The sequence below is a fragment of the Solibacillus merdavium genome (assembly GCF_014836935.1).
GTDB classification, from domain to species: Bacteria; Bacillota; Bacilli; order Bacillales_A; family Planococcaceae; genus Solibacillus; species Solibacillus ferritrahens.
On sequence record NZ_JACSPW010000026.1, the window covers coordinates 1 to 19,673 of the forward strand.

The window sequence follows — 19,673 nt, forward strand, 5'->3', positions numbered from 1 at the left end:
TTTTTCGGTGAAGAAAATAGAAAAACCCCGAATAGGTCCACTTTTTTTAAAGTGTCCACTATTCGGGGTTCAGTTCACGAAAGGCTTTGATGGGGTTCTTTTGATAGCTATTCCTCTTGCAAAAGTTGATGCAACAAACGGTCGCGCTTGTCGGAAAACTGTTTCATGATTGTATAATGGTCCGTTTCCTCAAACGTTGTTCTTTAAAGGAACCTGGTTAGAAGGAACGGCAATTGAGGGAATATTTTGTTAGAATAAGGAAAATAAGTTATTATTTGAATATATAAATAATATTAAATGAGGTGTGCTAATGAATAATAAAATCAAAAATAAAAAAACAATAGTCTATAGTATAGGCATATTATTTATCGTAGCTCTATTAGTAATTGTAGTAGCTGTCTTTCCTTTTAAGAGCAAAATATTAACCAGCGAAGAAGTTTTTAATGATGTAGATTTCAGTTCAAAAAATGCAGATGTAAACGGATATTATATGAACTTTAAAGATGCGAACAAAGAATATCTAAAAGAACTTCAGCTGTCAGATGAGGAGAAATTAGCAGTTATAAAAGCGATAGAAAATTCTAGCTTTGAAAGAATACCAAGAACAGATACATCCCTTAAAGAATACGATTATATTGTTTATATTACATTAAATAAACTTTACGAGTTAAATCTCGATTCAACTCAAAAAATATTAGTTTTCACCAATGAATATGATAATGATAGCGATCATTTGTATTATAAAATTTCTAATGACAGTGACTTATTTGAAATTTTAGAAGATGCCTTTTAATGACTTTCTTATCAATCGAATCTAGAACGATAATGGAGTAAAGCGGTCAAAATAGCGGTAGAAATTCCGCTTATTAAGAAAATAATGTAAAGATTCATAAAAATAAAGGGAGAAATTACCGTTATTGACTAAAAAAATATGAAAACTAACGATTTTTATATAAATAAGAGGAAATCTTACCGTTATTTTTATTAAAATGAAGACAATTCTTCAAATAAGGGAAAATTCTCCCCTTATTTTTGGGTTCCAAGTATGCTCTGTTGATCAAGCAGCCAATCATCTCATTTCTTCAGTCAACAGGCGCGATTCTGTAATAAGAATCAGCGCCTGTTTTCATTAAAGGACTAATTCGATTTGGGAATGCTATACTTTCATAACATAGGGGGGCGAAAAAATGGATTATACTAAAATTTATTCTGAGGAACTGATTTCCTTAGTAAAAGAGAAAATAGAGTCAGTCGGTGAAGTGAAAGCGGTGAAGTTTGTGAGGGAACAAACAGGCTTGTCCTTAATACAGGCAAAAAAGTTTGTGGATTTTTGTAAAGAATAGACATAACAACAACGATTTAAAAGGAAGTGCTTTTATGGTCAGTAAAATAATTTTAAACGACAGAACAATTCAATTGTGTAGTTATGAAGAAGAAAAAGTAAATGGGCTCTATAAAGTCTCTGTTATTTTTAACGTGACAAGCGAAGAATACCATGACATTGCGACTTTACTTTACAACGGAACATTTGACGTTAAGATTCCAGAGAAGGAATTAATGTTTAGAGGAACAATTTATAACTACTCCACTTCTATTACAAATTTGTATGAAAAAGATCAGGTAGGAGAGTATAAATTGACTTTAGTGGAAGAAAAGGACTGAAATTTAATGAGATTAAGCATATTGGATCAATCCCCAATCTCTTCTAATCAAACTCCTCAAGATGCATTAAATTGGTCAATGAAATTAGCACAGGTTGGGGAGTCACTTGGGTATACAAGATACTGGATTGCCGAACATCATGATTTATCTGGCCTGGCATGTCCTGCACCTGAAGTAATGTTAGGTTACATTGGCGCTCACACGAATCGAATTCGTCTAGGGTCTGGCGCGGTTTTATTGCCTCATTATCGACCATATAAAGTGGCAGAGACCTTTAATATGCTAGCGACACTATTTCCAAATCGTATTGATTTAGGAATTGGACGAGCACCAGGTGGATCTTCTGAAGCGATGATTGCTTTGTCTGAGAACTTTATCAAAAATGTGGGGAACTTTCCTGTCTTAGTGAGAGACTTACTTCATTTTTTAAACGATGATTTTCCAACGGATACCGAATATTCAAAGTTATCGGCGTCTCCCATACCTGAAAATCCGCCAGAACCTTGGCTCCTTGGAACGGGGAAAAAAAGTGCTTTACTAGCAGCGGAACATGGTTTGCCATATACTTTCGGTTATTTTATGAGCGATCATGATGGAGCTGCTATCATTAGGGAATATATTGATACCTTCAAACCAAGAAAAGAAGGGCAAACACCGCAAGTCATCGTTACTGTTAACGTTATTTGTGGAGAAACAACGGAAAAAGCTGAGGAAGTTGCAGCAAGCTATCTCATCTGGTCTTTACAAATAGAAAAAGGGGAGACGCATCAAGGAGTGCCCTCTATAAAAGAAGCTCAGCAATATAAGCTAACTGAAAAAGATTTAGAAACGTTGGAAAAAGTGAAACAGAACATCATTATTGGCAATCCTCATGAAGTGAAACAGAAATTATTTGATTTAAAGAAAACATACGAAGCGGATGAAATGATGATTAATACCATCACATACTCACCGGAAGATCGAATCCGATCCTACGAACTAATTGCAAAAGAAGTATTTTCAGAAGGACATTAATGGAATAACAATCCTCCACAATCAGGCGCATTCTTGAAGAAGAATTGCGTCTTTTTTAACTATAGGGCCATCTAAGATTACCTACTTTTTTAAAATGAACAAACAACTACTGTTTTCCCCATTTTGCAAATTTTCTTAAATAGAGAATACCTAAAGTCATAAATAATGTACCATTTACTTTATACATAAGCGTTTTATAAGCTTCATCATGTACTGTAATACTAAGAAGTAAAGAGCCCCATGTAATTATCAAGAGTCCTATAATTGAATTAATTATTTTCATAATTACACATCCTAAACCAATTTTTTACATTAGCTATTACTTCGTTATGTTACTTACTATTTCCTTTAAACATTCCCAAAGCGTATCAGAACGCGCTATTTGAATCGTTTTTTGTTTACCAATCTTTTTTCAATATATATCCATGCATAATAAATTATCCAAAAAATAAAAGGAATTATTAATATATTTGAACGCTGATTTGATGGAAGATAATTTATTAAAAATAAGCCTATTATTATGCATGGTATTACAAGGATTAAATACTTCTTTATATGCAAAATAACACCTACCTTTTCCCATCAATTGACGAAACTAATTTTAACATACATTTCCAATAATTATAGTTGATGACTTAAATCAAAATAATGTGGTGTCAGTATATTTTGAAGAGCCAATATTAGAAAGAGCCGATCTTGAAGGGCTAACATTAAATGCTAAAGAGATAACGGTATTCGAAAATTAGGAATAAAAGCTGTGAGGTTTATTTAAATCAACGACCAAAATTTTGATATAATTATTAAAAAGGTAAATTTTACAAAAAAGTGGAGGTTACTATTCGAAACAAAAAAATATGGTTTCTGTTGGCGGTACTTATTACGATTTTGCTAATATTCTTTTACAGTAAACGGTTACTACTTTTTAATGAGGTATCTGAATTTGATATAGCAAATATTGAAAGCGCTCGAATTTCATACCCAAGAGGATTGAATTTGTATGAACTTAATTCAAAAGAACTCGAACAACTTAGAGCAATATTAGATAGCCAAGAGGTAAGGAAGAAATTAATACCTAACATACAGGCATTTAATTCCGATTCGTATATATTTATTAATGGAAAAGAGACCGAAACAACCTATAGCATAAATTTTGATTACAAAAGAAATATCATTGGAATCAGCGAAAATCGTAAACCTATGGACCAATATATTCTAAAAAAAGATTCAGAGTTGTTTTTCTTTGTGCAAAATCTCATTAAAAATAATGTGAAAGAATTATAAAAAAGAGGTAGTTAAATTGGCAATATAAATAACAATTTAAAACGAAAAGGTGAGTAAGCTGAAATTTAGTTATAAAATTATAGGCGTAGGTTGGGCAATGTGCGAACTACAGACAGCAAATGAATCGTTAACTTTTAGAGCGAGTTATCTTTCTGATGCTTTAAACGATTTGCTAAATGCTTTACTGTCGCTGAATTCTGATATGAATCCAGAATACTATGTCGATGAAACGAATTTTAGTTGGTATCAAGAACCAGGATTAACAGAGTGGCACATCAAAGCGTTTGATATAAAAAGTAACGGAGAAAACCTACACTTTAAAGTCAACCAGTATGTAGACGACACTGAAAAAGGTGCTCCAGAAACTACATCAGCATTTGCGTGCAATTATGATGAATTTATTTATTCAGTTGTAGAAAGTTTGGAACGTTTAATTCAAAAATTCGGTATAGTAGGTTATCGAGCAATATGGGTTGAAGCAGATTTTCCAGTGGTCGCCTATTTAAAGTTAAAGCATTACGCTATTCACAAAACAGCTTTCCCATTTGTTAACGGAGAAAATGGTACTCTTAAAACGATGACAAGTATGGACTATGAAATGAAATTGCTCACAACGGATTTAAAAGAATATTAATCTTCGAGAACACGAGGGTTTTAATTGGAAGATGATGTTAGAAAAGGGGAGTTATGTGAAACTATTTTTGGCTTGGATACTTTTAATAATAGGTATAGGACTAGCAAGTATTACGTTCGAAGATATTCCATCTGGCTGGAACACTTTATTGACCTTTTTAGGTGCGGGTTTAGTTTTATTTGGACTAATTACTATTGGTAATAGAACTAAAAAGAATAGTTTATAAATACAATCCGTAGCAGAAGAGTTTAACAATTCATGACTTATTAGTGTAACTTGGGGATTTTATCAAATGAACTACGTTTAGTATGAATGTCGGTAAAGTATTAAATACACTTTCAGGAAGTGATATGAAAATTCTAAACAATTTGGTTGCCAATTGGAGAAAATACCATCAGCCTGAATTAGCAACATTAGATAGTTATAGCGAATTAATAGAAGAAGATAAAAGAGATTGTATACAATTAGGTGAAATACTTAGTGAATTCGGATTTATTGAATAAGATATATAGGTTTGTGGAATTCCCCATGCTAATATTAGGGTAAAAGGGAGTGTTCTAAATAGAGGTAATATTGGTTTTAATAATTGTAATTGCTTTATGTCTAACGAACCTCATTGCTTTCAAAATATCAGGAAAAAATAAAAAGAAAAGAATTTGGGCAGGAATAATTGTCTTACTTTTAACCCCCTTGGTCTTTTTTCTTACAGGTATAAGTTTAAGCCCCTTTGATCCAGGGGGATTTGGAACGGGAATGATGATGGTATTATATAGTTTTTTATTTGCTGTTAACGGTATCATCATCATCATTATTGGTTTATTTACAAAAAAGTCTCTAAACACCTAATAGGGGAAATTATAATTATCAGGGGCTTGGAACGTTCTTCCGTAAACGGGTGCAATTCTTGAATAAGAAAAGCAAAAACACCGAAAATTTAATAACGGGTTCGGAACAAGTGGAGAAAATCGCAAATAACAATGGTTTTGGAAGTGCAATTAGTAAACTAATTCGCACTTCTTTTTTGTTCAACACCGCATAAATTTATGTGGTCTTGCTAAAATCGATGTCAAAACTGTTGCTAAATGTTCGCATAATATCAAACGAAGGGATATGGAAAATTTATGCTAAAATAAATTTATAGAATGTGAAATAATGTGCTCAAACAATTTAAGGGGGAATTGAGTTGAAAATTATTAAAATAATCCTTGCTTTAGTTGTAATGGGAATATCAGTATATGGCTTAATTACAAAAGATTTTTCGTATGGTCCAATATCATCTTTACTACTTGGTATTTTCTTTGCAATTATTGGAATAGATGAATTTAAAACAAAAGGTAAAAATAGTTGGGGAATGTTTTTTATGCCCGTATCATTGATAATTATCGTGATGGCTCTTTTTAGTTTCTAATTATATTTAATTAAGATATTCTCTACTATTCAGTGTTAAGCCGAAGTGTATTATTTAACCCGTCAACCGAACCTGTTATCTTTTTTATATTTTATTTTTCAGTGGAGTATATGAATAAACGTGGAACTGGGGTTGCTTTTATAGCGATAGCTGCATTTTTATTTTCAGCAAATTACATAAGCGCAGCTATTTTTGGTTCGGGTTTAAAGGCTATAAATTGGAGTGTAGCGTTATTGCTTGTAGGAAACACTTTAAATATACTTAGCATCATTGCTTTAATAATTGGTATTGCTTATATAGCCTGGGGAGAATATGAAGAGTTTAAAAGTAAAAAGCAATAATTAATGGCCGTTAAGATACAGAAATTCTTTATAGAGAAAAGGTTGGTGAAAGAAAATGAAATCAATACTCAAAATACCGATGAATCCAATTGCTAATCTGAAAGAAGAGCTGAAAAAAATGACGCCTCTTTCAATTGCACTTGGACATGAAAACGATGTATTTGTTCTACTGAGGGAAGAGCAAATTCCACTAATTGGTGGTTCCTTCCCTGCAACTGTTACGGAAAAAAGCTATAAATATCAAGTCATTCATCTAAAAGATGGACGAAAGAAAGTGCTAGATTTGCCGGAAGAGACATGGAATTATCATTACATACAGCCGATTGATAACGGACACATTCTACTTGTAGGTGCGCGGTCGTATTACCATGATGCTCAAAATATTGAAGAAAACGCACGAGTCTATGATGAAAATGGTTGTTTCATCCGATCCTTTTGTTTAGGGGATGGTATTGAGCATGTATACGTAACAAAGAATCAAGAGATTTGGACAGGATACTTTTCTGAAGGCGTTCACGGCAATTACGGTTGGAAGGAACCAATTGGCAGCAGCGGGCTAGTTGGCTGGGACGCGTCGGGGGATAAGAAGGATTCGCTTGAAGAGGATACGGAATATTATATTTTTGAGTGTTTGGCGTTGAATGATGTAGCTGATGAAGGTATTTGGTTTTTCTTTAGCCTGGAATCGATGATTGGTGTACGAAAAGAAGGGCTCACAAAGTATTATTCAACTGAAGATATGTCTTTTACGGCATTTGCGTTAAAAGAGGAGACAATCGTTGCGTACCAAGGGAGAGGGGAACATGCATTTTTTGAGTTACAACGTGAAGGCAATGAATATAAGACGGTCCATAAACTTCAACTGATGAAACCAAATGGTAAGCCTCTCGAACCGCAATTAGTGAATAACCGGGAGAATAAGTTGCTGTTTTTGGACGGAAATGAGCTGTATATGTATGAATTGTAATCCGGTGTTATTTCATCCATTAGGATTACCCCTTATTGTAACCATTAGTTATCTTATAGTAGGTATATTAACGCTTTTAACGCTATCCATTTTAAAAATAAAAGTTGAGAAAATACAGCAGGAAGAATATGCGTAATTCTTCATTTACAATAAACTCAGCATGCACTTTTACTAATACTTACGCTTATTTTTTAACCCGGCTGCATTAAAAGAACCATTAACTGTTATGTTGGCTAGAAGTCGAGCTATTTCTTGAGGGAATTCTTTTCTTCTCGTTTCTAGCCATCTTTATATCACCCCGATATGTGCCGATGCAACATACGCAGCTAAATAGTGTTTGGAAACAAGCAGTTTCTCTTCATTTATAAGTGGACTTTGTTCCCCAAAACATGATTTTTAACATAAAGGCTTTTTGTCTTGTTTGGAATGTAAAATTTCCTTTAAGCCCATTATACTTACTTGCACTAGTGCCATGCTTTCTTGAATAGGCGTAAACCAAAGTAAACAAAAGCAAGGAAGCCAATTAACGCAACAAGAATATTTAAAATATTACCAAGAACTCCTCCTAGACCGATTAATCCAAAGAACTCTGAAATGAACCCTAATAATGCTAGCAGCAGCCATATCACACCTGTGAGAAATCCAAGGAAAATTCCAGAAGTACCACTCATAGAAACACCTCCTTTTCAAAGATTGTTTATTATTATAGTAAGCAGATGCAGGCAATATGATTAGGTTATCTAGATTAAGACTTAAGGCTTATTACAGTCAAAGGTGAATTTGATGAGCGAGTTTTAGCACTAGTAGATCATAGAAAAAACATTAGGAAACAGCGAGAATAGAGAAGAACGATTCGCTGCCCACAACTTTTATGGGAATTTAGTATACTTAGGATTCAATCGGTTTTAATGGCACACATTTAATGGCGAATTTTAACAAAAACATCCATTAGAAATGCGCCGAAAAATCCTCAATTGTAAGTTTGAAATGTTAAACATATCACCCTTTAGTTCAATAAAAAGTAAAACAAAATCGCTACCGCAAAATTTGGAATGGCAATCAATACCGAATGTAAAACAGTACCATTTCTTTGATTTCTACCTTCGATTGATTCAGCAGCTAAGTTAGCCCGCATTCGATCGCCACTTACAAATGCACCCGAAATAATGAATGAGATCACAATAAAAAACAAGCCAATTCCACCTGTAATAGTAGTAACCATTTCATATCCCATATAACAATAGATGCTAACACACCTACAAGAGCCAGAAGCATACCAAGTAATAAATATTTCATTTTATCCCCCCTAAGAGTTACTACGGCTATTTATGGAAAAATTTATAATAATTTAGTTATTCTGTTTCATCACTATAACATGGGGTTGATTTTCTAATAAAATTTCACTTGATTGATTAGTGAGCTACGGCAGGACCCCGCTAAAGCCGCGTGACGTGTCTTTATCACTGCCTTTATTGCCGTTTGCGAGGCCCATCAATCCGAAAAATTTGATCTTGAAGCGTCCGCGTCCGTCCAACTTCGAGTGGGCAAAACGCCTTAGTAGATAGAAAGTGCCTTATTTTAAATTTTTCAGTGCCCGCCTAAAATAAGGGAAGATTTTACCGTTATTTGAAGGATGCAGCTCATTTTGGGGTAAATAAGGGAACGTTTTACCGTTATTTCAAATAAAATCCTGAAATTTCATGTTTTTTAGGTCAATAACGGAAATTTCTCCCCTTATTTTGACTATTTTTTATGTCATTTTCGAAATAACGGAAATTCCTTCCGCTATTTATTTCATTAACAATTCAATCTACAAAGGCTTTGTAGCCACACCGCCCGAAATGCCTGCCCCGGAATGTAGTACAACAGACGCCGAGCTTCAAAAACACTTGCTTCAACGCGTTTTCCCGTAGCGAATCTTATTTTTTCAATTTTGTCATCCCCAACTTATGGTGATGAACCGTTATTCTGTTTCGTTACTTCTCCAAAACATTTAACTTCACCAAAGATATCGTTTTAAATGTCTAATTTTTAAAAATCGGACATGCCGAACATAAGATGCTGAAGCTAAATATCCAATATAAATTTTATTATCTTTGACCTTGACAGAGAATTAACTCAGGATTAATATATTATAAATTGCGTTTATCCTTAGTTTGGTAGTCAATATTTTGAAAATTGATTATCCATCCAAAAAGGAATTAGAAAAATAATTTTAAATAATAGGTAGACATTTTAAAAAACCTAAATTAGGTTAGTTAAAAGTAAACCGACAATTTTAAAAGTAAATGGTTTGATAGTTGAAACCATTATTTTTGGATTGTCGGTTTTTCGTTTTTTAGAAAAGGTACAGAGAAAAAATATTTATATATGCATATGGGAGAAGCTAGAGGTACCATTGACTATAAAATAAATGTATAACAATTAATTGTGAAGTGGAGGGGTGGAAGTCACGATGGATAAAACAAAAGGTGCTCTTGAAGCCGAAATCAGTAAAGTGTTAACTAATTGGGAGAAAAGTTATCTAGGGCGCGGTTCCGTATCGGTTAAATCAGATATCTTGCGAGATATGGTAGTTGTGGTGTTAGGAGGGGTCTTAACACCTGCCGAATATGCAGTATGCCAAAATAAAGAGGGCCTATTATCAGTCAAAAAAATGCGAAATAGCCTAGTGGAATCTGGTGTAGAAGAAATAAAAGAAGCAATACTTACCATAACAGGTATAGAAGTCGTTAGTTTTTATAGTGATTTGAGTACAATCACTGGGGAACGCATTATGGTTTTTAAGCTTTCAGAGGATTTACAAAGTAAATTATGAGTAACGTAGTAGTGAATTAATAGTCTTCCAGGAAAAGAAAAGATATCCCACATTATAATAGCGGAAAAAGGAGGTTTAAATTGATATGGAAAAGAATAAGACATCAGTACCTCACTTAGATACAAAACTTTACGACAATGAAATCCATCAAAATATAAAGGAAACGATCGCTAAAAATAAGGAAATAATAGAGGAAAATCGTGAAATTACGGAAGTATTGAATTATATCTCCTCTAAATTTGCTGACGACTTGAAAAAAACAACATAATAAGTTTTCTTTCTTCCTTAAAAATAATGTTCCAATAATAAACCGGTAAACGCTGTTACATACACCAACGTTTACCGGTTTTTCTATTGCCTTCAAACTTTCAGTATTACACTTTTGAAAGAGCGTTTTTGGCTTTATAGACAAAGAATAATAGAATTGTAATAAGCAATAATGAAAATAATAAACCTAGAATTTTAAAATCACCAAATACATTATGAAGGAATAAGTCATAATGTAGACTAATTCCGAACGATCTTAAAATAAACGAAACCAATAATCCCGTAAGTACCCCTAACAATAACAAAATATTTGTTTTTATAGTTTCCACCCCCTTTCAAATTACTATAATAGTATGTTCTTAAGTAAGGGATATTAGTCCTTTAAAAAAATGAAAATAATATATGCCTTATCTGATAGATTATTGGTGATTTTGAAACGAAAGCTATGAACCCCCGTCTAATGATAAGAGGAGGTGTGACTAATGAGAAAAATAACAGTAATTTTATCTTTCGTATTTATATCAATTATTTTATTTGGTTGCCAACAAAGTAATGACAAGAAGCTTGATAATGAGGTGTCCTACACGGATAAGCTGGAAACACAGGCCGAAGTCACAGAGGGGGATTTTACCTATCGACTTGTAACCGAGAAAGCGGAGTATAGTGAAAATGAGCCGATAAAAATATATGCAGAACTAGAATATACAGGTGATAAAGGAGAAATTGAAATTTTCCATGCTGCTTCGCCATTTTCTTTTCCAATGGTTGAGACTACAAGAAATTATGAAATTGAATACGCAATGGATATGCCATTATTAAGTAAGACATTAGTTAAGGGAGAACCACTTCGAGGAGAATATGTTGGTAGTGGAGGATATAGTTCCGAAGACCAAAATGAATATCAAGATTTCATGAAACAAATTATGAATAAAGAATTCCCTGCTGGACATTATGTCGTAAACGGTATTGCTGATTTTGATATTAGAGTTTCAGAGGGGACTGAATCAAAGGAAAAATACCAATTAGAAGCACAGGTAGGATTTAGTGTTATTAATTGAAATCGCATTATAGTTATTCAACAATCTGATGCTTTTCTTAAAAAGGAATTGCGCCTTATTCAGCTAAATATCCAATTTCTTGAGTAAGATTTCAAAGAACTTATTTTTTACTCTAAAACATGGGTCTAAAATATTTGTTGGGGATATAGAGTAATGGAGCATTGTTCATAATTTATAAAGAGGATGATTTAAATTAAACTGGAATATTTATAAAGAAGGACATGGGCAATGTTCTATCCCAAAATGAGGGGGGAATGGTTTTGATAAAAAAAGAAGCACCAATACTTAAAACGCATGATCATCGAAAAATTTATAAAGATATATACCAAATCAAACCGGATAAAACTATTATTCAGCAGTTGCCAGAACTTAAGTATGTCTCGCAGCAAATGACAACTTCATATAATATGAACTGGGACGGACGACCTGAACCGATAGATGAAAAGTGGTTGGCTTGGAAAGTTGTGAATCAAATAAAGCAATTTACTAAAAATCAGTTAGATTATAAATTTAAATTAATGCCGCCCGAAATCATCTGGCATGAAGAAAAAGAGAACAAATGGCTAGTCGATCAAATGATGGTCGTCGCGGATTGTGTGACGGATGACATTTATGAGTGGGCACTGAATCGAGTAATTAAAAATTTACGTGTAAGTGATTTACCTACACTTACATTTGTGAAAAGTACCCCAATATTATGTGCTCAAAGGTTACATGTAGGTGATTATAAAAATACAGTGGAAACGCTAGCAGTGCTAAAAGAGAATATAGAAAAACAAGGCTACCGCGTAAAAGGTCCTCACCGTGAAATCTATTTATTGCCTGCAATGGGCTGTTATCCTGCTGAGAAATGTCATACGATTGTAAGGGTAGAGTTAGAAGCCTTGAATTAAAGAAGTAAAAGGGTCATTAAAGTTATATCTAAGTGCAATAAGATAAAACAAAAAACCACTGAGATCATTCTTCAGTGGCTTCTTTTTGTTTCTTTGATTCAAGAATTTTCCGGTTTTGCTCTATTATTTCTTTATTCTTCTCTATTGTAACCTTGATGTTTTCAAGCATTTCTTTATCTTCATTACTGCTAGTTTCAGAATTATTCTTTAGGTGTTCATCTAAATGGGATGATCTTGTATCTTTAATAATCATTAAATTCACCTCTCATAATATATTTTTAGTATAAATGATAAAAAGTAACTTTTATATTAAATTTATGTATCATTTTCAAAAATTAAGTTTATATTACTCAAATGATGGGTAAAAAGTTGCTGTTTTCGGAGAACGAAATAGCTTCTTTTCCAATCTACTACTTCCTGTTCCTGTCCTTTTATGTATTTATTTTTTATAAAATATGTTCTTCTTACTAAAAACACGAAGGAATCAATTTAGATTCCTTCGTATTTTTTATCAGCTTAAATTTAATTTATTGAATTTGAACTTTAATAGGGTCTAACCGAACTTGCTTAGAAGGGCTATCGCTGTTGATTGAACGATAGTTCGCTTTGACTAAATTTCCGTCTTTATCTACATCAATTATATCATTTTCAGTGAGCGTAACAATTGGCGTTAAATAAATGGCCTTCGCACGAGCATCCAATTGATCGTAAGTGGCAAGCCAGTTTTCCGTGAAATCTGTTCGCGATCCATGATTTAAGCCATTTAAGGAAGTATATTTATTTCCTAAATCATCCTCTATTTCTACAGATACAAAAATATTGTCCCATTGATTAGACAGATCGGCTGTAACGTTTGTTTCATATGATAGAATGAACGACATTGGAGTGACAGTTAGGTTTTGTGCTGTAAATGTAAGCCCATCTTCCTGTAATGTTTCATTTACTACAATCGAGTTAGTATCGACTGCAGATAGTTGGAAGTCGAAATTCCAGTTGCCTTCATAAACGGTACCTGAATGATTAATACCTGTTGCAATACTCGTAATATCCCATTTCACGTCGATATCAGTTAGCGGATGACCTGCATAGTGATCAATTGTCATGAGACTAATATATTTTCCTTCATCGGTTTTTACTAGCTGTTCACTACTTACTAGTCCTGTATCGCCATATATCGGTAAACTATTGATAGCTGGCTTTTCACCTAAATCAATGTCTGTTTCGATTGTGTACGTAAGGAATAGCGTTTTTCCATCGAAAACTCCATCTATAATACTAAGCTTTATGCCATTGCTTTCTTCAACGAGGTGAAGCTTTTTAGCGTTTTGTTCATAAGCTACATAGCTGCTATTAGAAGTAAATAATTTGAAAATGCTTCCTAGTAAAGGAATGTCTTTTGCATAAGTTGTGGTAGAGAGACCTGCAATGGAACCTGTTAGGATGACTAATGCAATAATAGATGCGACTAAATTTCTTTTTCTTTTCTTTTTTATTATTTTACTTTTTAAAGCTTTTGTTACCTTTTTCTTTTCGAATTCAGAGACAGGGGCAAAATCGTCATCAGATAGATCTACGTTAATATCATTTAACAGCTCATAAATATCCTTCAATTGAAATTTCCTCCAATCAGATTAATTGCATAATGTTTTAGCTTTTTCTTCCCTCGGGATAAGCGACTGTCGATAGCTGACTTAGAGATTCCAAGTTTCTCAGAAATTTCATCTGATTTCATACCAAGGAAAAGGCGCATTATAATTATTTTTTGGTCAAGTGGATCTAATGTGTGAATATAAGCGAGTATTTCTCTTTTATTTTCAGAAGAAATTATTTGCTCTGCGACGACGTCACTTTGAACAAGCTCAATATCCTCAGTTGGTACTACAGTGTTTTTAACTGTTTTGCGATAATAATCAATCGCTTTAAATTTAGCAATCGAAGCAATCCAATATTTAAAGTTGGTCGTGTCTCCTTTGAATTTACTAGCATGGTTCCAAATGGATAGAAATGTATCATTGACGCATTCATCGATTAGCCCGTCATTTTGAAGTGGACTAAGAATTTTTAATGAGATGCCTTTAATGAGTGGCAAATATTGATGGACGATATATTCAAGTGCATCTTCTTTTTCCATTTGGAGGCGTTCAACAAAATTATGTTCATTTGATTTATTCAAAATTAAACCCTCCTATTTTATTGTAAAAGCTTTTACATATAATAAGACGAAATAAAAAATCAAAATTTGCAAAATTAGTAATTTTTACAGATATTATACTCAATGTTTATGGAGAGAATATTGACTCTTTTCAATATGAAATAAATGAAGGCGTTTTTATAAAAGATGTAATCCTTACAAAGGAAGAGGGAAAAAGCTTAAAGAACACGAATTATATATGTTCTCTAAGCTCTTTTATTAGATGCTAACGGGAAGATTTATTGGTTGCAAAATTGTTTCAGCAACATCTTCTATTGAGATTTTTTTGGAAGCATATTGCTGCACTTCATTATCACCTACACATACACTATAGGCTGCTTTTTCGAATAAACATTGGTCGTTGCTATCGTTTCCAAAAGCAATAAAATCATGGATGTTTAATTTTTCAAGACTGACTACTTTATTAATACCTAATGGACTGATATCAATCGCATTTTCTTTTTTATAAGTTGTGATTGAAACAGGTAATTGTTCAAGCTGAGTGATTACTTGTTGTGCAGGATTAAAGATGACTAATTTGCAGATTTTCTCAAGCTCTGTAATAGCTAAATTTTTAGCGGAAGTTTGGTTAATATTTTTATAAATAGGATGTTCAAAGCTGCCAGTGAATGCATAATCCCATTCGCCATCCGCTAAATAAGTAAGTTGATATGTATGGATTATTTCATGTAGCTGCTCTCTTAAAATAGAATCAAAGAAAGTAGAGCTAACTTGACCGTTTACGGAAGTGTAACAACCGTTACCACCAACTAATTTCCCCTTGATAAATTGGGCTGGAATAACGGAAACTAAATCCCGAATCGGTCGTGCAGATGCAAAAATAACTTCATGGCCAGCATCGGATAATTTGGTTAAAGCATCTATTATCGATGGATGAATCGTTTTTCCATCAAAGCAAAGTGTACCATCAATATCAAAAACAAAGTTCATTCGAATCGCCTCCTGTAAATAGTATAATAAGAAGAAATGGCTGCTGAAAGGACAGGTGTCTTCAGGTAATGGATTTAAAAAAATTTGCGCGCATTATATATGAAATATAGAAATGTGGGCATGAGATCATAAGCAAGTATAAATTATTCATACGATGATTATCATCTTAGGTATTATACAATTAAAGCATCCGATATTTGAATCGCTAGGTGTATAAAATAAGTATACTTCTTTCTTCATTTTGTACTTATTTTTATAAAACATTTGGAATATTAAAATAGATAGTGAACTATTCATACTTATTAATCGGAGAAATTAAAATCTGTATTTTTTAATATCCAAGTCACTGATGTAAAGTTACATAAGGAGTTGAAAATATGTTCGAACAAATTGATTTAAAGAAACAGATGTTGGATGAAAAAAGACCGCTACCGAAATATACAGTGCAAAGTTTACGTGAAAAGCTTTTTCTTGAATGGACATACAACTCAAATGCCATAGAAGGTAATACACTAACAATTAACGAAACAAAAGTTGTGTTAGAAGGTATTACAGTTGGCGGCAAAACGATGCGAGAGCATTTAGAAGTGATTAACCACCGAGATGCGATTTCGTACGTTGAGGATGTTGTGCATAAAGAAGAACCTTTTTCGGAATGGCAAATTAAAAACTTACATCGTCTTGTTTTAAAAAGGATCGATGATAGCTATGCAGGTGTTTACCGAGATCAGCAAGTATTTATTTCAGGTGCAGTGCATACACCCACGCCACCATTTAAAATTCAAGAAGAAATGGATGCGTTAATGTCATGGTATAAAAGTGAAGCACAAAATTTACATCCAATTGTACGTAGTGCAATGTTACATGCAATCTTTGTTGGCATTCATCCATTTATTGATGGGAACGGTCGTACTTCACGACTTTTATTGAATTTAGAGTTAATGAAGTCTGGTTATCCACCAATTATCATCCGAGTAGAAAACCGATTAGCATACTATAATGCTTTAGATAAAGCGCATACAACGACGAACTATGATGATTTTGTTGAGCTTGTTGCAAAAGAAGTAGAAGCCTCATTAGATTTATATTTAAGTGCAATATAAAACCGCATGCTCATATTATGGAGAACCGTAACATTAAAAACACAGAAAAATTAATCTGTGTTTTTTATGTTATAGGTTACTATTTTCTTCCACAAGTACGCCCGTTAGTGCTAGAACATTTCCTCTATTGATTTAAAAGTCTTGTAATAAACCCATCATCTTCATCCGTCACTAGAAAATCAAAGCCTAAATACGCGGCACCGCCAAGTGAAACTGCCCAAAATGCGATGCTTGCTGTCATTAATACTAAAGTTTTTAGGCGTGTCCACCAAAAGTGACAGCTAGTAATGCTGTTAAATGAGTACCTATAAAAAACGGACCGATAAACGCTAAACCTGGTAAACCATATTTATCGCGAATTTTCTTCGCACGTTGATGACGTTTAGAATCATTTGTTTCTACATTTGTTTTTCTCTTTTTACGCCAATTACGGATCGAGTCTACAAATATAATAAATAAAGCAACCGTTAATAAATTCCCTAAAATGGCAATAAGAATGACTGGGATTGCCGGCATACCCCCGATAATGGCAATGGGTACGATCATTGTCACTTCAAAAAAAGGAATTGCAGCTAATATAAAAATAATAAAATATGTCCAAATCATTTATAATCCCCCTTACTCAATTTCTCCTTAAAAGTCCTCGAATTTCTTCTTTGCCTTCTGTTTTAATTTAAAACCAAACCGGCCAGTATGCTCATCGTTATTAACCAATAATTGATATGCGGAAAGAATGGTAAGACCACGTACCGATATATAAAGACCAACAGCGATTAAAAAGACAAAGATCGGATAATAAGGAACCAAAATGCCCATCTCTAATTTGTTCTCTAAGGCGAAAGCTAAGAATCCCACCGCAAGTAAACAAGCACCAATCACCATTACTCCTGAATATTTTCTTTTAAAGCCTTCGTATCTTCCTGTTAGCTCTTTGAAATAATTGGAATCAAACAATAAAACTTCTTTTTTGAGAATGGAATATTGCCCCTGATCAAAACCTAGTGTCGCAAAAGAAATGATTCCTAAAGTCGCAATGACAATAATCAAGAGAACCCCTAGCATTGAATTTGTCCCCATAATTAAGTACGGTTCAAATGCCAATGCAAAAAGTCCAAATCCCAACGCGATATGTTTAGCAGTTTTTTGTGTGCTTAACAAAAAACCTTCTGCCATCTCTTTGCTTACATAATAACCTTCTTCATTTCCTTCATTGTTTTCAACAGAATCTTTTAATAAGTAATCAATCGATACCTCGAAGATATTTCCTATCATTAAGAGCTTTTCTGTTTCAGGAAATCCTTGACCGTTTTCCCATTTGCTAATTGCCTGTCTTGAAGTGTTTAGTTTTTCAGCTAAAGTTTCTTGAGAAAATCCTTTTTCTTTTCTTAGCTTAAGTAGTTTTTCTCCAAATCCCATTTATTTCAACTCCCTTATATTTTGTTAGTTATAATGTATAAAAACAGGGACCCTTTTTCTATCACGTGGTGAATGCAAATTGTCAACTTGAGGTTGCGTTGTTGTTATAACGGGCTTTTAAAGCCTTTTCCCGCAAAAAAATTTAGAAAGTAATTTACGATAAAAAATTAAATTAAGGAGCCTGTTATTTTTCATTATAGGGCATATTGAGGAGTAACTTTAAGTTAAATTGGAAATTTATGTTATGATTTAAAGCGGGATTGTGAAGGATATATGGAGCTTGTGGAGAAAACTGATTAAATTTTAATTTGAGGTGAAATGATGAATACGCAAATAAAAGGTTGGCAAAAACTCGTTATTACAGTTACAGGAATATTGGTGCTCCTTTTAGTTTTTTTCAATCGCCATACGCAAGTTCGAGATAACTCCGATAAGCAACACTACAGAACAAACCATTTTTTCAAAAGGTGTTCCAAACAATTGTTGAATAAATCCAAAAGACCAAAGTACAACAAAAAACCAACATATAACGGTTATTCCTCTTTTGTATTTATCTAGTTTAAATCTACCAACAATCAACGTAAAAACTCCTCCAATAATAGCAATACCGATATTTATAAAAGATATTGGTAGCTGTTCTGCTAATGATTCAGACCTTCCACCATTAACCCATGTGAATGGTACTATTTCGTTTATAATAAGAAAGTGGATTAAGATAGTCAAAGAGTAAAAAATAATTCCCATAAATAAAGCAGTTCTCATACTAATTTTCCTTAGTTTTTCAATAATAAAATCACCTCGTTTTTCTTCCTGTTTCAATTTTATTAATCGAGTAATATGACTATACCTATGTCGCTTACCATCTGACAGGTAACTGAAAGTAAGATTTCGAAGAGTGGTCAAAAAACACCATTATGCTTTTGCACATATAAGGGATATTCAAAAAAAAAAATCTCTTATAAACTATGTTCCAATAAAAAATCGGTAAACGCTGCTACACCAATGTTTACCGATTTTTCTTATAGCCAAAACTTTGATTTTGAAACGTTATTAATTTAATTTTGTATCCTTTATAAATCTTTGCAGTTATAAGGTAAAGACTTATATAAAAAGAATTTTTGTTGTCATTCTTCTCTTTTCAACCACTCTTCTAATGTCATCATCTTAAAATCCTCTGGAAAATCTAATCGAATGGGCGTAATCAATTCAATGGAGTTACCATCTGGATCATCAAAATAGATTGCAGCGTGGGCGTGAGGATTGTTAGGTAATATAAGTGGTTGGTGATATTCATCAAAACCAAATGAAGTACGAATCCCGATTCCTTTTTCATTCAACCAGTTCTTAGCCAAAATGATATCTTCTTTCTCAACTCGAAATGCGATATGACGGATGGAAGGGTGATAAGGAAGTTCAACTTTATCGCTTACCCATAACCCAAGCCAACTTTCTTCTTTTACAATCCAGAAAAAAGCTAATTTATCTTGCTGATAGGCTAGCTCTAGTCCCAAATTTCGATAAAATGAAATTGAGTTTTCTAAGTGACTTACTGGTAAATGAGCTTCATATAAACCTTTTATCAAAGTAATACCTCTCTTATTAAGATTATTATATTTATATTTTATATCAAATTAAGGAAATATTTCCCTCGTTCAAAGGTCTAAACTTA

27 protein-coding genes are annotated in these 19,673 nt (G+C 33.2%); 16 read left to right on the top strand and 11 right to left on the bottom strand.

All coding sequences use genetic code 11. The features are described 5' to 3' along the window. Nucleotides 1-310: 310 nt before the first annotated feature. The 4 genes from H9632_RS17580 to H9632_RS17595 all read left to right on the top strand — a co-directional run bounded on the left by H9632_RS17580 (nt 311) and on the right by H9632_RS17595 (nt 2,676). Nucleotides 311-793: a hypothetical protein gene (locus H9632_RS17580; protein ID WP_191705366.1), complete on the top strand. Its 483-nt coding sequence runs from the start codon at nt 311-313 to the stop codon at nt 791-793. A gap of 394 nt (nt 794-1,187) precedes the next feature. After that, nucleotides 1,188-1,343, top strand: coding sequence for a hypothetical protein (locus H9632_RS17585; protein WP_191705367.1), 156 nt, complete (start codon nt 1,188-1,190; stop codon nt 1,341-1,343). A 34-nt stretch (nt 1,344-1,377) separates the two neighbouring features. Then, a complete protein-coding gene (locus H9632_RS17590; RefSeq protein ID WP_191705368.1) occupies nt 1,378-1,662 on the top strand; it encodes a DUF3219 family protein in 285 nt (94 codons plus the stop codon). Between the two features lie 6 nt (nt 1,663-1,668). Then, a complete protein-coding gene (locus H9632_RS17595) occupies nt 1,669-2,676 on the top strand; it encodes an LLM class flavin-dependent oxidoreductase (protein WP_191705369.1) in 1,008 nt (335 codons plus the stop codon). Between the two features lie 106 nt (nt 2,677-2,782). Here H9632_RS17595 and H9632_RS17600 read toward each other — a convergent pair whose 3' ends face one another. Beyond that, the gene (locus tag H9632_RS17600) at nt 2,783-2,959 is read right to left on the bottom strand and encodes a hypothetical protein (protein ID WP_191705370.1); all 177 of its coding nucleotides are present in this window, start codon (nt 2,957-2,959) and stop codon (nt 2,783-2,785) included. A gap of 710 nt (nt 2,960-3,669) precedes the next feature. Here H9632_RS17600 and H9632_RS17605 point away from each other — a divergent pair. The 7 genes from H9632_RS17605 (at nt 3,670) to H9632_RS17635 (ending at nt 7,307) form a co-directional block, all read left to right on the top strand. Further along, nucleotides 3,670-3,957 (top strand): hypothetical protein, encoded by a 288-nt coding sequence (locus H9632_RS17605; protein WP_191705371.1) that lies wholly within the window; start codon nt 3,670-3,672, stop codon nt 3,955-3,957. Nucleotides 3,958-4,054: 97 nt separating this feature from the next. Further along, nucleotides 4,055-4,591 carry a hypothetical protein gene (locus tag H9632_RS17610; RefSeq protein WP_191705372.1) on the top strand — a complete coding sequence of 179 codons (537 nt, stop codon included), beginning with the start codon at nt 4,055-4,057 and terminating at the stop codon, nt 4,589-4,591. 308 nt (nt 4,592-4,899) lie between these two features. Then, nucleotides 4,900-5,094 carry a hypothetical protein gene (locus tag H9632_RS17615; RefSeq protein ID WP_191705373.1) on the top strand — a complete coding sequence of 65 codons (195 nt, stop codon included), beginning with the start codon at nt 4,900-4,902 and terminating at the stop codon, nt 5,092-5,094. Nucleotides 5,095-5,164: 70 nt separating this feature from the next. Beyond that, nucleotides 5,165-5,437: a hypothetical protein gene (locus H9632_RS17620; RefSeq protein ID WP_191705374.1), complete on the top strand. Its 273-nt coding sequence runs from the start codon at nt 5,165-5,167 to the stop codon at nt 5,435-5,437. A 337-nt stretch (nt 5,438-5,774) separates the two neighbouring features. Then, on the top strand, nt 5,775-5,999 hold the full coding sequence (locus tag H9632_RS17625; RefSeq protein ID WP_191705375.1) for a hypothetical protein: 225 nt from the start codon (nt 5,775-5,777) through the stop codon (nt 5,997-5,999). Nucleotides 6,000-6,109: 110 nt separating this feature from the next. After that, nucleotides 6,110-6,340, top strand: coding sequence for a hypothetical protein (locus tag H9632_RS17630; RefSeq protein WP_191705376.1), 231 nt, complete (start codon nt 6,110-6,112; stop codon nt 6,338-6,340). A gap of 55 nt (nt 6,341-6,395) precedes the next feature. Further along, nucleotides 6,396-7,307, top strand: coding sequence for a hypothetical protein (locus H9632_RS17635; RefSeq protein ID WP_191705377.1), 912 nt, complete (start codon nt 6,396-6,398; stop codon nt 7,305-7,307). 464 nt (nt 7,308-7,771) lie between these two features. Here H9632_RS17635 and H9632_RS17640 read toward each other — a convergent pair whose 3' ends face one another. Both H9632_RS17640 and H9632_RS17645 read right to left on the bottom strand, forming a co-directional pair. Further along, nucleotides 7,772-7,978 (bottom strand): ABC transporter, encoded by a 207-nt coding sequence (locus H9632_RS17640; RefSeq protein ID WP_191705378.1) that lies wholly within the window; start codon nt 7,976-7,978, stop codon nt 7,772-7,774. A 335-nt stretch (nt 7,979-8,313) separates the two neighbouring features. Continuing rightward, a complete protein-coding gene (locus H9632_RS17645; RefSeq protein WP_263618338.1) occupies nt 8,314-8,529 on the bottom strand; it encodes a DUF5316 domain-containing protein in 216 nt (71 codons plus the stop codon). A 1,233-nt stretch (nt 8,530-9,762) separates the two neighbouring features. On the opposite strand from H9632_RS17645, the gene H9632_RS17650 reads away from it, so the two are divergent. The 4 genes from H9632_RS17650 (at nt 9,763) to H9632_RS17665 (ending at nt 12,343) form a co-directional block, all read left to right on the top strand. Beyond that, nucleotides 9,763-10,125, top strand: coding sequence for a DUF2294 domain-containing protein (locus H9632_RS17650; RefSeq protein ID WP_191705379.1), 363 nt, complete (start codon nt 9,763-9,765; stop codon nt 10,123-10,125). A gap of 85 nt (nt 10,126-10,210) precedes the next feature. Further along, the gene (locus H9632_RS17655; RefSeq protein ID WP_191705380.1) at nt 10,211-10,393 is read left to right on the top strand and encodes a multidrug transporter; all 183 of its coding nucleotides are present in this window, start codon (nt 10,211-10,213) and stop codon (nt 10,391-10,393) included. A 481-nt stretch (nt 10,394-10,874) separates the two neighbouring features. Further along, nucleotides 10,875-11,450, top strand: a complete 576-nt coding sequence (locus H9632_RS17660) for a hypothetical protein (protein WP_225223907.1) — start codon at nt 10,875-10,877, stop codon at nt 11,448-11,450. A gap of 260 nt (nt 11,451-11,710) precedes the next feature. Then, on the top strand, nt 11,711-12,343 hold the full coding sequence (locus tag H9632_RS17665; RefSeq protein WP_191705381.1) for a hypothetical protein: 633 nt from the start codon (nt 11,711-11,713) through the stop codon (nt 12,341-12,343). Nucleotides 12,344-12,407: 64 nt separating this feature from the next. Here the strand turns inward: H9632_RS17665 and H9632_RS17670 are convergent, their stop codons facing one another. From H9632_RS17670 to H9632_RS17685, 4 genes are all read right to left on the bottom strand, one after another. Further along, a complete protein-coding gene (locus H9632_RS17670; protein WP_191705382.1) occupies nt 12,408-12,596 on the bottom strand; it encodes a hypothetical protein in 189 nt (62 codons plus the stop codon). Nucleotides 12,597-12,870: 274 nt separating this feature from the next. Further along, the gene (locus tag H9632_RS17675) at nt 12,871-13,953 is read right to left on the bottom strand and encodes a DUF4179 domain-containing protein (protein WP_191705383.1); all 1,083 of its coding nucleotides are present in this window, start codon (nt 13,951-13,953) and stop codon (nt 12,871-12,873) included. After that, complete coding sequence (locus H9632_RS17680) at nt 13,950-14,474, bottom strand: sigma-70 family RNA polymerase sigma factor (protein ID WP_191705401.1); 525 nt, start codon at nt 14,472-14,474, stop codon at nt 13,950-13,952. The genes H9632_RS17675 and H9632_RS17680 overlap by 4 nt, the downstream gene beginning before the upstream one ends. A 279-nt stretch (nt 14,475-14,753) precedes the next feature. After that, entirely contained in the window at nt 14,754-15,485 is a 732-nt protein-coding gene (locus H9632_RS17685; RefSeq protein WP_191705384.1) for an HAD-IIB family hydrolase, read from the bottom strand. A gap of 377 nt (nt 15,486-15,862) precedes the next feature. Here H9632_RS17685 and H9632_RS17690 point away from each other — a divergent pair, with 377 nt between their 5' ends. Then, nucleotides 15,863-16,588: a Fic family protein gene (locus H9632_RS17690; RefSeq protein ID WP_191705385.1), complete on the top strand. Its 726-nt coding sequence runs from the start codon at nt 15,863-15,865 to the stop codon at nt 16,586-16,588. A 255-nt stretch (nt 16,589-16,843) separates the two neighbouring features. On the opposite strand, the gene H9632_RS17695 is transcribed toward H9632_RS17690, so the two are convergent. The 4 genes from H9632_RS17695 to H9632_RS17710 form a co-directional block, all read right to left on the bottom strand. Then, nucleotides 16,844-17,194 carry a small multi-drug export protein gene (locus tag H9632_RS17695; protein WP_225223908.1) on the bottom strand — a complete coding sequence of 117 codons (351 nt, stop codon included), beginning with the start codon at nt 17,192-17,194 and terminating at the stop codon, nt 16,844-16,846. 27 nt (nt 17,195-17,221) lie between these two features. Beyond that, complete coding sequence (locus H9632_RS17700; protein WP_191705386.1) at nt 17,222-18,004, bottom strand: helix-turn-helix domain-containing protein; 783 nt, start codon at nt 18,002-18,004, stop codon at nt 17,222-17,224. A 387-nt stretch (nt 18,005-18,391) separates the two neighbouring features. Next, nucleotides 18,392-18,823 carry a hypothetical protein gene (locus tag H9632_RS17705; protein ID WP_191705387.1) on the bottom strand — a complete coding sequence of 144 codons (432 nt, stop codon included), beginning with the start codon at nt 18,821-18,823 and terminating at the stop codon, nt 18,392-18,394. Nucleotides 18,824-19,128: 305 nt separating this feature from the next. After that, the gene (locus H9632_RS17710) at nt 19,129-19,587 is read right to left on the bottom strand and encodes a VOC family protein (protein ID WP_191705388.1); all 459 of its coding nucleotides are present in this window, start codon (nt 19,585-19,587) and stop codon (nt 19,129-19,131) included. Between the last annotated feature and the right edge of the window lie 86 nt (nt 19,588-19,673).

Excerpts from the sequence above, each read along its gene's own strand:
- H9632_RS17580 (WP_191705366.1), top strand. The coding sequence starts at position 311 with ATGAATAATAAAATCAAAAATAAAAAAACAATAGTCTATAGTATAGGC.
- H9632_RS17585 (WP_191705367.1), top strand. The coding sequence starts at position 1,188 with ATGGATTATACTAAAATTTATTCTGAGGAACTGATTTCCTTAGTAAAA.
- H9632_RS17590 (WP_191705368.1), top strand. The coding sequence starts at position 1,378 with ATGGTCAGTAAAATAATTTTAAACGACAGAACAATTCAATTGTGTAGT.
- H9632_RS17595 (WP_191705369.1), top strand. The coding sequence starts at position 1,669 with ATGAGATTAAGCATATTGGATCAATCCCCAATCTCTTCTAATCAAACT.
- H9632_RS17600 (WP_191705370.1), bottom strand. The coding sequence starts at position 2,959 with ATGAAAATAATTAATTCAATTATAGGACTCTTGATAATTACATGGGGC.
- H9632_RS17610 (WP_191705372.1), top strand. The coding sequence starts at position 4,055 with ATGTGCGAACTACAGACAGCAAATGAATCGTTAACTTTTAGAGCGAGT.
- H9632_RS17615 (WP_191705373.1), top strand. The coding sequence starts at position 4,900 with ATGAATGTCGGTAAAGTATTAAATACACTTTCAGGAAGTGATATGAAA.
- H9632_RS17630 (WP_191705376.1), top strand. The coding sequence starts at position 6,110 with ATGAATAAACGTGGAACTGGGGTTGCTTTTATAGCGATAGCTGCATTT.
- H9632_RS17635 (WP_191705377.1), top strand. The coding sequence starts at position 6,396 with ATGAAATCAATACTCAAAATACCGATGAATCCAATTGCTAATCTGAAA.
- H9632_RS17640 (WP_191705378.1), bottom strand. The coding sequence starts at position 7,978 with ATGAGTGGTACTTCTGGAATTTTCCTTGGATTTCTCACAGGTGTGATA.
- H9632_RS17645 (WP_263618338.1), bottom strand. The coding sequence starts at position 8,529 with ATGGTTACTACTATTACAGGTGGAATTGGCTTGTTTTTTATTGTGATC.
- H9632_RS17650 (WP_191705379.1), top strand. The coding sequence starts at position 9,763 with ATGGATAAAACAAAAGGTGCTCTTGAAGCCGAAATCAGTAAAGTGTTA.
- H9632_RS17655 (WP_191705380.1), top strand. The coding sequence starts at position 10,211 with ATGGAAAAGAATAAGACATCAGTACCTCACTTAGATACAAAACTTTAC.
- H9632_RS17660 (WP_225223907.1), top strand. The coding sequence starts at position 10,875 with ATGAGAAAAATAACAGTAATTTTATCTTTCGTATTTATATCAATTATT.
- H9632_RS17670 (WP_191705382.1), bottom strand. The coding sequence starts at position 12,596 with ATGATTATTAAAGATACAAGATCATCCCATTTAGATGAACACCTAAAG.
- H9632_RS17680 (WP_191705401.1), bottom strand. The coding sequence starts at position 14,474 with ATGGAAAAAGAAGATGCACTTGAATATATCGTCCATCAATATTTGCCA.
- H9632_RS17685 (WP_191705384.1), bottom strand. The coding sequence starts at position 15,485 with ATGAACTTTGTTTTTGATATTGATGGTACACTTTGCTTTGATGGAAAA.
- H9632_RS17690 (WP_191705385.1), top strand. The coding sequence starts at position 15,863 with ATGTTCGAACAAATTGATTTAAAGAAACAGATGTTGGATGAAAAAAGA.
- H9632_RS17695 (WP_225223908.1), bottom strand. The coding sequence starts at position 17,194 with ATGATTTGGACATATTTTATTATTTTTATATTAGCTGCAATTCCTTTT.
- H9632_RS17700 (WP_191705386.1), bottom strand. The coding sequence starts at position 18,004 with ATGGGATTTGGAGAAAAACTACTTAAGCTAAGAAAAGAAAAAGGATTT.